Raw genomic sequence first — 14,908 nt, 5'->3', positions numbered from 1 at the left:
ATGGCTAAACCGATTGAAATTGCACAGGTCACTTATGCAGTGCCAGATCTTGGGTTAATGGAAACGTTCATGACCGATTTTGGTCTGACTTGTGTCAGTAAAAATGACGATGTGCTGTATATGCGTGGCAGTGGTGAACAGCATCATATCCATGTCACACATCGCGAGGAAAAACAGCGTTTTATTGGAGCATCCATTGAGGTTTCAAGTCGTGAAGACCTGGAACAGCTTGCTGAAATGGACGGTTCTTCTGCGGTGCAGGAAACCGGTGAGCCAGGCGGTGGTTATCAGGTCGTGATGACCATGCCGGACGGTTTTGAAATCAAAGCCATCTGGGGGCGTGAGAAACACAGTGAAACCACTGAGCGCAAGGCATTTCATTTTAATAATGCAGACAGTAAGCCACGGCTGAATGAATGCATCCGGGTGAAACGGAAGCCATGTCAGGCAATCAAACTGGGACATTTTGTACTGCACGTCAGTAATCATGATGCATCAGTGAAGTGGCTGGAAGAACGTTTTGATCTGCTGCATTCAGATTATTTTGTTCCTCCTGGTGAAGAAGGACCTGTTGTTGGAACATTCTTACGTTTTAACCATGGGGCTGAAAAAGTGGATCATCATGCCATTCTGATTTTACAGTCCGACTGGGTGGGAGTTCATCACTGTTCCTTTGAAGTGATTGATCTGGATGCTGTGATGACAGCGCATGATTACCTTGTTGAAAAGGGCTATCAGCTGGAATGTGGTGTTGGCAGACATATGCTGGGCAGTCAGATCTTTGATTACTGGAAAGACCCTTTCGGTTTCAGGGTTGAGCATTATACCGATGGTGACATGCTTGATCAGCATGCACAGCCTGTGAAATTTAATGGTACAGCAACCGAAACCACCCAGTGGGGAATGGCACCAGGACTGGAATTCTTCCAGTAGGAGATCTCATGACATACGCGTTAAAAGCTCCGACCCGTGAAAAACTGATGCGGGTTGGCACGGCGAATATTGCCAACGTTTTACTGAAACACGGATTTAAGAACGTCATGATGCACGGTATTTTCCCGATAGATGCATCTCAGCCACAGCTGGTTGGTCCGGCTTATACCCTAAGGTTTATGCCGTCGCGTGAAGATCTGGACAACATGACCAATTACAGCCGCAACGACAATATGCACCGCCGTGCTATTGAAGAATGCCCTGAAGGTGCTGTGCTGGTGATTGATGCTTTTGGAAATACAAAAGCCTCAAGTATGGGCGACATGATGGCTGCACGCCTGAAATACCGTGGTGTTTCAGGCGTGGTGACCGATGGTGGATACCGTGATTCTCCTGCCATTCATGCGGTTGGTCTGCCATGTTTTCAGAAGCACAACGCACCACCGGCAACGCCGATTGCACTGCATCCTATTGCGCTGAATGAACCCGTGGGTTGTGGCGGTGTCGCAGTTTATCCAGGCGACATTATTGTGGGTGATGGTGATGGTGTAGTGGTGATTCCACAGGCACTGGTGGATCAGGTGGCAGATGAAGCCCTGGATGCTTTTGAATATGAATCATTTGCAGCACTTCAGATTCAGCAGGGGCATTCCATTTTTGGATTGTTCCCCGCTACAGAAGACAGCCGTAAAGAATACAGCATATGGAAATGTGCACAGCAGCAGGAAGGATAACTATGGATATCAATGCAGAAACATTTAAAAGCCTGGAAGTATTGCTCAATACCACTGAACTGAATGAAGACGAGTGGATTGATTTTCCAGAATATGGATTCCGTCAGTATTTTCTCTGGAAGAATACTGAAACAGGCGCAACCATTGCGTTGCTTGAATATCAGAAAGGTGGATGTATTCCGGTCAGGCATACACATGCATCAAATCAGTTCATGTTCTGCCTGGAAGGTGAATATGAATATACCGATGTGGCACTGACGCTCAAAGCCGGTTCATTTTATATGAATCCAAAAGACAACCCGCATGGTCCGACACTGGCTCACCAGTTCAGCCGTCTGATCGAAATTTATGATGGCCCGCATTATTACGAAAAACCTGTGTATCACACAGATGAAACGATTGGCGATTTTGTAAAGAAAGAAGATTAAGAGAACAGGTTGAAACAGATATGAATATTGCACAGAAAAATTATGCAGAAGATGCATTGTTTGATACAGAACAGGTTTTAAAAACATTTGACCTGGATCAGCTGCACGCTGGTTCTTATGGTGTAAAACAGGGTTGGTCTGGCGTGGAAGGGCGTGAAGTGATTCAGGCTGTATGTCCGGCAGACAATGAAACAGTGGGGCAGATTGCTGCATCCACCGCAGAAGACTACGAAGAAATTATGCAGACTTCTGTGGCCTATCAGAAAAAATGGCGCATGGTTCCAGCGCCTCGCCGTGGTGAGCTGATTAACCGAATTGGTCAGCTGGTTCAGCAGAATATGGACGCACTGGCAGGAATTGTTGCCCTGGATACAGGTAAGTCTCTGATGGAGGCTAAAGGCGAGCTAAAAGAAGTGGTCGATATGGCAACGCTTGCAGCAGGTCAGTCCCGCATGATGTATGGCTTTACCCAGCAGTCTCAGCGTGTTAAGCACCGTATGTATGACCAGTGGTTGCCTTTAGGTGTGGTTGGGGTCATCAGTGCATATAACTTCCCGGCAGCGGTATGGGCGCAAAATGGTTTTCTTGCAGCGATCGGTGGTAACACTGTGGTATGGAAACCAAGTCCAAAAGTGCCATTGACAGCAATTGCGATGCAGAAACTGGCAAATCAGGCAATGCAGGAAATGCAGTTTGAAGGCGTATTTACGCTGTTCCTCCCTGCGCAGAATGATGTTGCAGAACTGATGATCCGTGATGAGCGTGTCAGCATGGTGTCATTTACAGGCTCTACGGGTGTGGGCAAAAAAGTAGCCAATGTCGTGGGTTCTACGCTGGGTCGTAAATACATGCTCGAATGTTCTGGAAATAACGGCTGTATTGTTGATGAAACTGCGGATTTAAAACTGGCTGCCCGTGCCATCACTTTTGGTGCAGTAGGAACCACAGGGCAGCGTTGTACCAGTACCCGTCGTCTGATTGTTCATCGCAGTGTTATGGCTGAACTGATTGAACTGCTTAAACAGTCTTTTGATCAGATCCGTATTGGTGATCCGCGTGAAAAAGATACAGTGGTTGGTCCTCTGATTGATGCAGGAGCTGTAGAGGAATATCAGGCAACTGTTCAGCGTGCGCAGGAACTTGGCGGTAAGGTTGTTTATGGTGGCCAGCGTATTGACCGACCAGGTCTGTATGTGGAAGCGTGCCTGATTACCGATGTACAGCCTGAATGGGACTGTGTACAGCACGAAACTTTTGCTCCGATCGTATTTATTATGCCTTATGACGATCTTGAAGAAGCCATCGCAATTCATAACGGTGTTGCACAGGGTCTGGCTTCAGGTATTCACAGCTCAAATTTAAGCAATATTGAACTGTTCCTTTCTGCCGCAGGCAGTGACTGCGGTATTGTCCGGGTCAATATGGGTACAACAGGCGCAGATGTCGGTGCTGCCTTCGGTGGTGAAAAAGAAACAGGTGGTGGTCGTACCGCGGGTTCAGATGCATGGAAAGGTTATGTACGTCGCCAGAGCGTGTGCATTAACTGGGGTGGTGAAAGCGCATGGGATTCACGCATCAGCCTGTAACTGAAAATATGAATGATCAGGAAGTTTAAATAAAAGGAAAACGGTATGTTAAAAGAACGCATTATTTCGCCATCAGTTAAAGAGCCTGCACCAGGTATGTGGTCGAACTGTTTAAAAGTGGGCAATCAGGTGTTTATTTCAGGTATGACTGCCCGTCAGCCAGATGGTGAAACAGTTTTAGGGGCTGAATACGAACAGTCACAGGTCATTTTTCAGAAGATCAAGGATCTGGTGGAAGCTGCTGGTGGCAGCATGAACAACATCATCAAAATGACGATCTTCGTCACCAATATTGCCAATAACTCAGCAGTATGGAAGGCACGTCAGGAGTTTTTTGAGGGTGATTTCCCTGCCTGTACACTGGTGGAAGTGAAGTCTCTTGCAAAACCTGAAATTCTGCTTGAGATCGAGGCAACTGCAATTCTTGGTTAATCCCTTAACAGGGGCAGTAGCGGCTGCCCCTGTTCTTTTTTATGAATTGAAAACAAGGAAGATCCGTATGTCCACAGAAGCACTTTTCCCCGTTAAACCGCCCGTACTTGTACCTGTTGTCAATGAATCCAGAAAATTTCCTGTGAACCGTATTTTTTGTGTGGGACGTAATTATATGGCTCATGCTGCTGAAATGGGGGTCAGCGTGGATAAATCGACGCAGTCACCCTTTTATTTTCTGAAAGATGCAGCGACTTATATTCCATCTGGCAGCGAAATTCCCTACCCATTAAAAACTCAGAACTATCATCATGAAATTGAACTGGTGATTGCAGTGGGTAAACAGGGTGTGAATATCCCAGCCAGCCAGGCTGCTGAATATATCTATGGTTATGCCTGCGGTCTGGATATGACCCGCCGTGATGTACAGCTTGCAGCACGTGATCAGGGCAAACCCTGGGACCTGGGGAAAAACTTTGATCAGTCGGCTGTGATGTCAGATATTGTATCCGCTGCTGATGTTCAGGCAGATGTCAATGCAGTCAATATTGAATTAAGAGTGAATGGAAAGACAACCCAGTCATCAAACACGCAGCATTTCATCTGGAATATTGCAGAAATTATTGAAGATTTATCGACTTATTATGAGTTACAGCCTGGCGATCTGATTTTTACAGGGACACCAGAAGGCGTAGGTCCTGTTGTCGCTGGGGATATTCTTGAAGGTTCGGTTGAAGGCATTGCAGAAGTAAAACTGCAGATCCGTTAAGCTGAAAAAAATCCAGAACCGGTTTCAGTTCTGGATTTTTTTTGTCCGTAATTTATAAAGAATCAGACCATCAACAGTGTAATGGTCTGATGGACTGATCAGAATGAATAGCGGGCTGCAACAAAAGGTGCACTGTGAGTGGCATGACCATAAGGGTCTTTCTGGTTGTCATTCAGGTACTTGTTACGGAAATATTCATAACCGACACCAACTTTTAATCCCTCTTTTGCACCCACGTCATACATATAGTTGATCTGAAACAGGGTGGATGGTTTGGCATCGACGTTGAAATAACCAGGTCCTGTTGCACCAACATAGTCTACAAAACCATCGATGAAGCCTTTGTCATGAACAGGAAAACCAAAGTTTGCCCACAGTGCATAGGTTGGATCGAAGTTAAATCTTCCACCTGTAAAATTATTATTGGCACTTTCATAATACCAGTCTGCACCTGCTTCAAAGTAGCCTTTCGGAACATTGAAATCCATGCTCAGACCAGCACGACCTTTGGTTGGGTTAGGTTCCAGTGCTGAGTTTTTCAGACCTTTATCAACCCTGAATGTCAGATTGACATCACGGATCAGTTTATTTTCAATTTTATGATCAAAAATTGAATTATAAGAAAAGTAGCGACGGTAAAATACATAATACTCAGTTGCGCCACCATCACCATCTGCTTTCGGGTCTTCATCACTGGACAGATAAAGATTGGCAACCAGTACATTACGTCCCAGGTCATCACCACTTAAATGGGTAAAATTCAGAATGGTTTTTGAAACATCATCCGGGTTGGCAGGTTCCTGGTACTGGTTACTCCATGATACACCTGCCTGATTGCTTTGCCAGAAAGCAGCATGACCTGCCATGCTGAAACAGCCCAGCGTTATACCCCATAAAATACTCGTGGAAAAATGATGATTCAGCTTTTTTAAGCTCATAGATACTTCCTTGATCTTTATCTTTGAGTTTTAATTTTGCCTGAACAATATAATCCGTCTATTTATATTTAAAGTTTGATTTATAATAAAAAGGTTATAGGTTTTAATTGGATTATTAAGTAAAATTGTATATAGTATTATTAATCTAAAATAAACGGAATTTATATTAGGTGTTAAAATGGCAAAAATAGATCAGTATTTACGATCCAACCTGAAGTTAAGACATTTACAGTTACTGGTTACTCTGGATGAAATGCGGCATATCGGAAAAGCGGCGAATTATCTGAATGTAACTCAACCCGCTATTTCCAAAACACTTGCTGATTTTGAAGAAGGGTTGAATGTCAGACTGTTTGATCGTACAACACGAGGGATGCTGCCTACAGAAGCCGGTGTCTGCCTTGTCAAATATGCCAAAAAAATTCTGAATGAGATTGCTTCTGCAAGAGATGAACTGGTTGCGATCAGTGAGGGGAGAGCAACCCGGATTGCGATTGGACTGTTACCTGCGGTGTCTCTGTCCATTCTTCCTAATTTTGTTGCACGGGTGGAAAACGAGATGATTTCCACGAGTATCAGTGCACGTGAAGGAAGCTCAGATGTACTGCTGTCACTGCTTCGTACCGGTGAGCTGGATGTCATGATCGGCAATCTGACGGCAAAGCCATTAGGCATTGAGTTTCGGACCAGGCATCTGTATAAGGACCCAATTGTGGTGGTGGTTAAAAAAGGACACCCATTGGTTAATAAACCGGAACTGACCTGGACGGATCTGTCAGAATTCCCAATGGTGCTGCCTCCAGAATTTGCAACAACCCGAAATGTCATTGAAGAATTTCTGTTGTTCAATCAGGTTAATTTATCCCGCCGCTATGTGGAATCTTTATCTACACTGACAAATATCGGAGTGCTTCAGGAAACCGAATCCATTGGTTTTTTATCCAGTCAGGTTGCTGAGTATTTTAAAAAAGTGAATCTTGTGGATATTTTACCGTTGACCATGAAAAATATTTATATTGATATCGGTCTGGTATGGTATGCGGAAAGAAATCTGACGCCATCTCAGTTAAATATTATTTCCATGCTTGAGGAAACTGTTTATCTTAATAATTTGAAATAATAAAAATGAAGGTTTTAAATTGAAAAAGGTGTGATTTAAAATATAAATCACACCTTTGTTTATTATTCGATAATCATATTATCTTCGGCAAGAATAACAGTGCCTTTATAATCATCAGTCACTTCTTTGACCAGTGCCTGTTCAGGCTGCCCAAAGAAAATGGCATGATTCAGCACCAGTTTTTTGGGTTTAATGACATTGGCAATTTTTGCTAACTGCTTAGTCGTGGTATGAGCTTCCAGCATATATTTCTGCCAGTCAGGAGACAGTTTCTGATTGCCTGCATCACTCAGGACTTCATGCACCAGAATATCTGCGTCTTTATAGAACTGAAAATTCCGCTCCTCATAACGGGTATCGCCACTTAAAACGATAACCTTATCGGGTGTCTGTATGCGATAACCATAAGCCATACCATCAGGCCAGCTGCCATGCGGAACCTTAAATGCGCTGACCGTTACTTTGTCATCTTTATAGACCACACCTTCATGATCAATTTCATGGACAATTGCTTTGTAGCCAGTGTTGTTGGAAGGCTGTGAACCCAGTGTACGGTGGTCTATGTCGGACTTGAATGATTTCAGGCTTTCATCCACCAGGCTTTTAGTTCCTTTAGGACCATAAACGACAGGTTGAGTGGAGCGTCCCTGAACCCATGGGCGCAGTAAAAATTCATCCATTCCCAGGGTATGATCTGAATCCAGGTGAGTCAGAAACAGTTTATTGATGGAGCCATACAGTGAGTCATTGCTGAACAGCGTATCTTTAGGCATCCAGGGTAAATTGGACAGGCTGTTAAAGTTTTTCATATAGCCGGGACCTGAATCAAACAGATACAGCTGTTTGTCCACAACAATCAGAATTGCCTGACCTGCACGTTTGCTGTCAAAACCCGGGTGTCCAGTGCCCAGCATAACCACTCTGGTACCTGCACTCTGAGTTGCAGCCGCTGTCTTCAGCTGTACTGTTTTGCTGTCAGCATGAACAGCTGTCAGCCCTGTAGTAAGCATCATGCTCAATAATAAATTCCGGATTTTCATATAACCACTCCTTGTTGTTTAAAAATGATAGCTGCCCAGCAGAACAAAAGTTTTCTGGTCAGAACCATTTGTGGGATCTGCTGCATTGTTGGAACTGTATTTATTGTTGAACTGTTCATAGCCCACACCGACTTTGAAACCTTTCGGCTGACCAATGTCATAAATATAATTTGCTCTGAATATGGTCAGAGGCTTGGTGTCATTTCCAAAACCGTCTTCACCGATGGCTTCAAGATATTCAAGAATGCCGCTGAACTGAGATTTTTTGGTGACGGGATAATTCCATGACATCCAGGTCACAAATGATGGATCAAACTCAAAGTGCCGATGCGTAATGCCGTTATAGGATTTCTGATAAACACCCTCGAGTCCCCATTCAAGACTGCCTTTCGGAATTTTAAAATCAACCAGTCCACCCATACGCACTTTGAAAGGGCGAGGGGATAGCTGAGTATTTTCATAACCGACATCCATACGTCCTGAAAGATGAACATCTTTCACCCATGAACTGTCGATCGGATCTTTTGCCAGTGCGTTATAGGAAAGTGTTCTGCGGTACAGTCCGTAAAACTCTTCGGCACCAGTGGCATTGTCCTTCGAGGGGTCTTCCATCCCTGAAATGTAATAGTCCATGAACAGGAAGTTTCGCCCGTAGTCATCCTGACTGACGTGAGTGACATTTAAAATGGTTTTTGACACCTTTTCTGGATTGTAAGGCTCCCGGAAAGAGCTGCTCCAGCGAACCCCTGCACTGGTATCTGCCCAGTGTTGTGCTGCATCAGCCTCCATGCACAGCCATGGCATCAGAGACAGAAAAATTAATCCTTTATTTCCTTTCATCTTTTTATACTCCCTTAATTCTGGAGTCATTCTTGGATGAACGGTCTGAAAAGGCTATTAAGATTTACAGCACTGATTTATACCAGTTTGATTATGTATCCTGAAAAATGCCATCTTGAAAATGACAGAGTTGCTCTATGTATTTGTATATTAATAAAATTTATGTTTCAGTATTTTCATGAGTTGTCAGTAACAGAATCAGAAAACAGTTTAAAAACATGATGAACAGTCAGCAGTATTCTTCTGAGCAGGTTCTGGGCTTCAGTTCTAAAGCATCAGAACAGTCAGAATACATCCTGAGCCGGTGAAAATAAGCACATAAAAACTCCTGAGTATGTAATCCCAAAAGCCTCTTATTTTTACTGAAATGAACTGTATAATCATGCCACTGATTAAAGATATAAAATTTGGAATGCAGAAACTTAGCTATATTGATCTTTTTGCTGGATGTGGGGGGCTTTCAGAAGGGTTTGCCCAGTCTGGGCTTTTTGACGGCATTGCCCATGTGGAGTGGGAATTACCCATGGTAAACACCCTGCGCAACCGTCTTGTTGAAAAGTGGGGTTATGCTGCTGAAAATGCTAAAAAAAGTGTTATTCATTTTGATATCCAGAAATCAGATGAACTGCTGAATGGTAAATGGAGCGAGGAATCCCGAGCCATATTTGGTCAGAGTAACCATGAAGATGTGATGGCACAGGGCTTACATGGACTTGTTCAGGGCAGATCTGTGGATGTGGTGATTGGTGGTCCACCATGCCAGGCATACTCCATTGCAGGGCGGGCGCAGGACAAAAACTCCATGAAAGATGATTACCGTAATTATCTGTTTGAAAGCTTTGTCAAAGTGGTGGATGCCTTTCAACCTAAATTATTTGTGTTCGAAAATGTCCCAGGTATTTTAAGTGCAAAACCGGGCGATAAACCGGTGATTGAACGGATTTTTGAAGCGTTCAGTGAAATTGGTTATGAAATTAAAGCACCTGAAAAATTAAAAGAAGCCCAGTATACAGCATCCGATTTTGGCGTACCGCAGAAGCGTAACCGCATCATCATTATTGGAGTGAGAAAAGATACAGGGATTGATCTGGAAACGGTTTATCAAGCAGTGGATGCAGAGAAAACACATGAGATCAAAACAGTCCGTGATGCAATTGCAGGACTTCCTGCATTTTATCCATTAAAGGAAGTTTCCCGTGCAACGGGACGTAAGGTGTCACATCAGGGAACAGATACAGCCGTACCTTTGCATCAGCCACGTTATCACAATGCAGATGACATTCAGATTTTTCAGCAATGGGTCGGAAAAAATATGAACCGACTGCCCAATGAAGAAAAAATCAGCTTTTATAATCAGTTAAAGGGAAAAACATCCCGTCATGCGAAATACCGCAGTCTGGACTGGGATCTGCCTTCTCCGACCATTGTGGCTCATCTGTACAAAGATGGCTTGATGTTCATTCATCCCGATGCAGAACAGGCACGCTCCATTACTGTCCGTGAGGCGGCACTGTTGCAGTCTTTCCCTCAGGATTACACATTCTGTGGCAGTTCAGGATATTGCTACAAAATGATTGGTAATGCTGTTCCACCGCTCATGGCAGAAAAAATTGCCACAGGTATTTCTAAGTTTTTGGGTACATCCATATGAAAGTACTGGTCGCCTGTGAAGAAAGTCAGGCTGTGACGAAAGAGTTACGTGCGCTGGGGCATGAGGCATACAGCTGTGATCTGCTGCCTTGCAGTGGTGAACATCCTGAATGGCATTTTAACTGTGATGTTTTTGAAATTATCAAAAATAAGGGTGGAGAGTTGCAGAATGGCGAACATGCCTTTGTAAAAGAATGGGATATGATGATCGCCCACCCTCCCTGTACATTTCTGGCAGTCAGTGGTGCAAGATGGTATTATCACCCTGAAGATAAACATTTACCCATAAAAAAGCGCCGACCACACCCGCGTTTTCCGACACGGGCACAGGATCGTGCTGAAGCGGTTAAGTTCTTTAAGGCGCTGTGGAAAGCACCGATCAAACGGATTGTGATTGAAAATCCGGTTGGTATCATGAGTACCATTATCGGTAAGCCACATCAGATTGTTCAGCCCTATATGTTTGGCGATGAAGCAACAAAAACCACCTGCCTCTGGATAAAAAATCTGCCTTTGCTTGAACCGACAAATATGGTGAGCAAAGGGGAGCGGGTGCAGTTTGGCAGCGGAAAATCCATGCCAAAATGGTATGCGGATGCACTTGCAAAAGCAAAGACTGCTGCGGAGCGCCGTAATCTGAGAAGTAAAACCTTTAAAGGAATGGCTCGGGCAATGGCTGAACAGTGGACTCAGGGAAAAAAGGCTGAAAAATAAAAAGGACGCAGGTCTGAGACTGATCAATCAAAGCTCAAGATACTGACTTCTGGGATCATTCAGCCATTCCTGAAAACGCTGTACAGACCAGAGAAAATCATCTTCATGACGGACAGAGCATTCCCACCATACACAGACCCGCCATTGGTCTTTTAATAATTTCTGAATATTGATGGCATCACGTTCGGCATTGTTCAGGATTTTCTGTTGCCAGAATTCGGCATTGGTTTTAGGCCATTTAAAATATTTACAGTCATGTTTATGCCAGAAACAGCCCTGTACAAAAATAACCGTTTTATATTTTTTCAGTACCAGATCAGGTTTACCTGCCAACTGTTTATCATACAGGCGATAACGTAAACCGGAGGCATGCAGTGCCTGACGGATTTTCATTTCAGGGCGTGTGTTGTTCGCCCGTATGGCAGCCATATTACGTGAACGGGTTGCACTGACTTTGCTGAAATCAGGTTTTATGACTTTGTTCTTTTCCATAGATAAAATGTTCAGCCTGATGAACCCACTATAGGCTGTTTTATTTGAGTTGTCCCTGTTTCATCTGAGGCGAATATAAAAAAGCACCGTAGGAACGATGCTTTTAATATTTCAGAATGCTTAAATTACTGGCGTAGCATTGACAGGGAAGGCTCAGAGTTTACGCCATACTTTGTCTTCATCTGACAGCAGTACCGTAAAATTAAAATCGGCATCATCACTGACTAAATAAGAAGTGGGAGTTTTCATCAGAACTTTAAGAATAGTGCCTTGTTCATAAATCAGCGGCTCACAGTTTTCCTTGTTGAGCTCTACCTGTCTTATCAGTTCAATTGCCAAAGTATCCATGTGTCATTCCCCAATACAACATTAAAATATTTATACATCGATATTAGCATAATATGCAGATTAATCGAGTATTTATGCATTATTTGTGAATCCAGTCATTTATATTCTGGTTCGTATTATTGCCGATTCTTTATACGAAACGACATGCTGTGCCACACACCTGCAAGCTGGGCAAATGAAAGGGCATTTTTTTTGTTTGAACGGAAAATATACTAATTTTGTTGAGGTGTCATTGTCTTTGATGCCATCTGTCAGACAGAACGTATAATAAATTGGATAAATGTACATTGCAGAAAAAAATTACTGAAAATACTTTTAATCAGGAAATTTTAAGGATTACACTCTAGGCTCGGTAAATGCTTTAAATCAAATAATATAAAGGAACAGCAGGTCTGAATGTTTAAGTCTTTTTTTCCCAATCCAAAATGGTTTTTTGGTTCATTGGTGTTGTGGTTTTCCATCAATATTGCACTTTGGTACAGCGGCGGCAGTGGCTGGGGAACTTTCTTAGGAATGTCACAGGGCTATGCAACAGCTGAATTACCGATTGGCGTCAGCCGTTTCTGGGCACCGTCTTTTCTCTGGTTCTATCTGTGGTTCTTTATATCGACTGCAATATTTGCACTGTTCTGGAAATGGAAATCAGATAATCCATGGCAGCGTTGGTCGGTCTGGGGCTCCGCATTTATTCTGTTCAATATCTGGTTTGGCGTTCAGGTCAGTGTTGTTGTAAATGCCTGGTATAACCCATTTTATGATCTGATCCAGAAAATGCTCAGCAGTGGCGGAGGGGATGTCAGCCTGCTCTACAGTGGTGTGATGACTTTCCTGTATGTCGCGATGGTTTATGTCACAACAGCAGTATTTAACTTATTTTTTGTCAGCCATTATGTATTCCGCTGGCGTACAGCGATGAATGATTACTACACCTCAAACTGGGAAAAACTGCGTCATATTGAAGGGGCATCGCAGCGTATTCAGGAAGACACCATGCGCTTTGCCAAAACTATGGAAGGATTGGGTGTCAGTCTGGTTGAAGCACTGATGACTCTATTGGCATTTCTACCTGTGCTGTTTGCACTGTCCTCCCATGTGAAGGCTTTGCCTGTTATCGGGGAAATTTCACATGCCTTGATGTGGGCAGCGGTAACATGGTCTATAGCGGGTACAGTGATTCTGATGCTGGTTGGGTATAAGCTGCCCGGGCTTGAGTTTAATAATCAGAAAGTTGAAGCGGCTTACCGTAAGGAACTGGTCTATGGAGAAGATCGACAGGATCGGGCAGACCCTGCCACCTTAAAAGAGCTGTTCAGTAAAGTCCGTTTTAATTATTTCCGTCTGTATTTTCATTATGCTTATTTCAATATGGTACGCATCTGGTACATGCAGCTGGATAATCTGTATGGCTTATTTGTGCTGTTTCCAAGTATTGCGGCAGGTGCGATTACACTGGGTCTGATGATGCAGATCAGTAATGTTTTTGGAAAAGTACGTGAATCATTTCAGTATCTGATCGCTTCCTGGCCGACGATTATTGAACTGTTATCTATTTATAAACGTCTGAAAGCTTTTGAATCTGTACTGGACGATGATTAAAAAAGAATGCTGTACTGAAAACCCGCTTTGGCGGGTTTTTTTATTGGATTGTTCATGCCGTTTACAGTCTGTTGGGCTCAATGGATTTAAAAACACCGTCTTTTTAACTGTATTGTGGTTCACGCTTTTATGCTTAAAGTGACTTGAATTGGTGTTTGTGTGGGTAAAGCAATGGCTGTGTCATATATAATAGTGAATAAAATCAAAATCATAGATTTGTTATTTTGATACTTTTCTCCTATATTTTCAGTGGTGGGGAACAGTAGAGCAGTAATACGTGAATTTCAGAACATATATCCTGATGGGCAGTGCGGGGCTGGTACTGAGTGGTTGTGCCGGAATCAGTAATCTTGGTTCAGATCCAATGAAAAACTATTCATCTGTACAGGAGATGATTGCGCAAAAAAATCTGAATGCAGCAAATGGCGGAGCCCGCTCCTATGTCTATGACTGGGGCACAAAATCAGACCTGGAACCACAGGCAATGTATCCAAGAAAATACACTGGAAGTTACTGTCAGCTGCAAGGGGGCAAGCTGGTTTTACTGCACAGAAGTACATTCAGTCAGGTCAGAGACAGTGCTCAGAAAAAGCGCCTGATGGCAAACAGTCATGTAAAGCAAGGAATAGGGGCATATAAATGTAATCTGCCCGAAGACAGCTGGATTGTTTCCATCGAGCCTTATGCTGAGTCCAGACAGAGCAGTGGTGCAAGAGAAGTCAGCCTGCTGACCAAAGTAATGTCACTCAATGAAGCCCGTCAGTTTTATAAAAATGCAGGGCAGACCGCAAATACCACTGACAGTCGTAAGAGCAGTACACAGGTTACAAAAGCTGTGACCGCAAAAACCGCAGTACAGAAAGATGCTGAAGATAAAAAAGAGCAGAAGCCTGCACCGGATGTTCAGGAAAAAACAGCTGTACGTGTAGCTGAAACGCCACAGCAACAGCAGTTAAAAGCGTATGTAGCAGCTCGCCGTGACCTGAGTAAAGGTCAGAACCAGAACAATGCCTGTAATAATGCACAGCGGGCATATAATTTTGGTAAATTGCCAGGAACCAGTGCCAATGTTTATGTCGATTCAGGTATGCTGGTGGCAAAATGTCTGACCAGTGTTTCTGCTTACAGCAACCGGTTCCCAAATTCGAAAGCTCAGGCGACCCGCATTTTAGAGAACCTTGCAAATAACTATAACCATGCAGGGGCTAAAAATATGCTGAGACAGCTCAAATAGCTCGACAGACCGCCCAACTAAAAAAGCCGTGCTTCCAGGCAGAAACACGGCTTT

At 43.6% G+C, this 14,908-nt stretch carries 16 protein-coding genes; 11 read left to right on the top strand and 5 right to left on the bottom strand.

Features of this window, described 5'->3' with window-relative positions; all coding sequences use genetic code 11:
* From CDG60_RS14175 to CDG60_RS14150, 6 genes are all read left to right on the top strand, one after another.
* Positions 1–933 (top strand): VOC family protein, encoded by a 933-nt coding sequence (locus CDG60_RS14175; RefSeq protein WP_087514093.1) that lies wholly within the window; start codon positions 1–3, stop codon positions 931–933.
* A gap of 8 nt (positions 934–941) precedes the next feature.
* A complete protein-coding gene (locus CDG60_RS14170; RefSeq protein WP_087514094.1) occupies positions 942–1,667 on the top strand; it encodes a ribonuclease activity regulator RraA in 726 nt (241 codons plus the stop codon).
* A 2-nt stretch (positions 1,668–1,669) separates the two neighbouring features.
* Complete coding sequence (locus tag CDG60_RS14165) at positions 1,670–2,095, top strand: cupin domain-containing protein (protein ID WP_087514095.1); 426 nt, start codon at positions 1,670–1,672, stop codon at positions 2,093–2,095.
* 20 nt (positions 2,096–2,115) lie between these two features.
* Positions 2,116–3,681 (top strand): aldehyde dehydrogenase family protein, encoded by a 1,566-nt coding sequence (locus CDG60_RS14160; RefSeq protein WP_087514096.1) that lies wholly within the window; start codon positions 2,116–2,118, stop codon positions 3,679–3,681.
* 45 nt (positions 3,682–3,726) lie between these two features.
* Complete coding sequence (locus tag CDG60_RS14155; RefSeq protein WP_087514097.1) at positions 3,727–4,113, top strand: RidA family protein; 387 nt, start codon at positions 3,727–3,729, stop codon at positions 4,111–4,113.
* Between the two features lie 67 nt (positions 4,114–4,180).
* Positions 4,181–4,882 carry a fumarylacetoacetate hydrolase family protein gene (locus CDG60_RS14150; protein ID WP_087514098.1) on the top strand — a complete coding sequence of 234 codons (702 nt, stop codon included), beginning with the start codon at positions 4,181–4,183 and terminating at the stop codon, positions 4,880–4,882.
* Positions 4,883–4,980: 98 nt separating this feature from the next.
* Here CDG60_RS14150 and CDG60_RS14145 read toward each other — a convergent pair whose 3' ends face one another.
* A complete protein-coding gene (locus CDG60_RS14145) occupies positions 4,981–5,820 on the bottom strand; it encodes a hypothetical protein (RefSeq protein ID WP_087514099.1) in 840 nt (279 codons plus the stop codon).
* Positions 5,821–5,998: 178 nt separating this feature from the next.
* Here CDG60_RS14145 and CDG60_RS14140 point away from each other — a divergent pair, with 178 nt between their 5' ends.
* On the top strand, positions 5,999–6,940 hold the full coding sequence (locus CDG60_RS14140; protein ID WP_087514100.1) for a LysR substrate-binding domain-containing protein: 942 nt from the start codon (positions 5,999–6,001) through the stop codon (positions 6,938–6,940).
* Positions 6,941–7,002: 62 nt separating this feature from the next.
* Here CDG60_RS14140 and CDG60_RS14135 read toward each other — a convergent pair whose 3' ends face one another.
* Both CDG60_RS14135 and CDG60_RS14130 read right to left on the bottom strand, forming a co-directional pair.
* Positions 7,003–7,980: an MBL fold metallo-hydrolase gene (locus tag CDG60_RS14135; RefSeq protein ID WP_087514101.1), complete on the bottom strand. Its 978-nt coding sequence runs from the start codon at positions 7,978–7,980 to the stop codon at positions 7,003–7,005.
* 18 nt (positions 7,981–7,998) lie between these two features.
* Positions 7,999–8,820 (bottom strand): hypothetical protein, encoded by an 822-nt coding sequence (locus tag CDG60_RS14130; protein WP_087514102.1) that lies wholly within the window; start codon positions 8,818–8,820, stop codon positions 7,999–8,001.
* 382 nt (positions 8,821–9,202) lie between these two features.
* Between CDG60_RS14130 and CDG60_RS14120 the strand changes: the two genes are divergently transcribed.
* Positions 9,203–10,471, top strand: coding sequence for a DNA cytosine methyltransferase (locus tag CDG60_RS14120; protein ID WP_264757123.1), 1,269 nt, complete (start codon positions 9,203–9,205; stop codon positions 10,469–10,471).
* Entirely contained in the window at positions 10,468–11,184 is a 717-nt protein-coding gene (locus CDG60_RS14115; protein WP_087514104.1) for a hypothetical protein, read from the top strand. The genes CDG60_RS14120 and CDG60_RS14115 overlap by 4 nt, the downstream gene beginning before the upstream one ends.
* 27 nt (positions 11,185–11,211) lie before the next feature.
* Here the strand turns inward: CDG60_RS14115 and CDG60_RS14110 are convergent, their stop codons facing one another.
* Complete coding sequence (locus CDG60_RS14110; protein WP_087514105.1) at positions 11,212–11,676, bottom strand: very short patch repair endonuclease; 465 nt, start codon at positions 11,674–11,676, stop codon at positions 11,212–11,214.
* A 153-nt stretch (positions 11,677–11,829) separates the two neighbouring features.
* Positions 11,830–12,024: a hypothetical protein gene (locus CDG60_RS14105; RefSeq protein WP_087514106.1), complete on the bottom strand. Its 195-nt coding sequence runs from the start codon at positions 12,022–12,024 to the stop codon at positions 11,830–11,832.
* A 396-nt stretch (positions 12,025–12,420) separates the two neighbouring features.
* Between CDG60_RS14105 and sbmA the strand changes: the two genes are divergently transcribed.
* Positions 12,421–13,620 carry a peptide antibiotic transporter SbmA gene (sbmA, locus tag CDG60_RS14100; protein ID WP_087514107.1) on the top strand — a complete coding sequence of 400 codons (1,200 nt, stop codon included), beginning with the start codon at positions 12,421–12,423 and terminating at the stop codon, positions 13,618–13,620.
* Between the two features lie 277 nt (positions 13,621–13,897).
* Positions 13,898–14,854 (top strand): hypothetical protein, encoded by a 957-nt coding sequence (locus tag CDG60_RS14095; protein ID WP_227542886.1) that lies wholly within the window; start codon positions 13,898–13,900, stop codon positions 14,852–14,854.
* Positions 14,855–14,908: the final 54 nt, after the last annotated feature.

Source organism: Acinetobacter chinensis, from assembly GCF_002165375.2.
In the GTDB taxonomy this organism is placed as follows: domain Bacteria; phylum Pseudomonadota; class Gammaproteobacteria; order Pseudomonadales; family Moraxellaceae; genus Acinetobacter; species Acinetobacter chinensis.
Note: the sequence above shows the minus strand (reverse complement) of the source record. Positions and strands in the feature narration are given on the sequence as shown.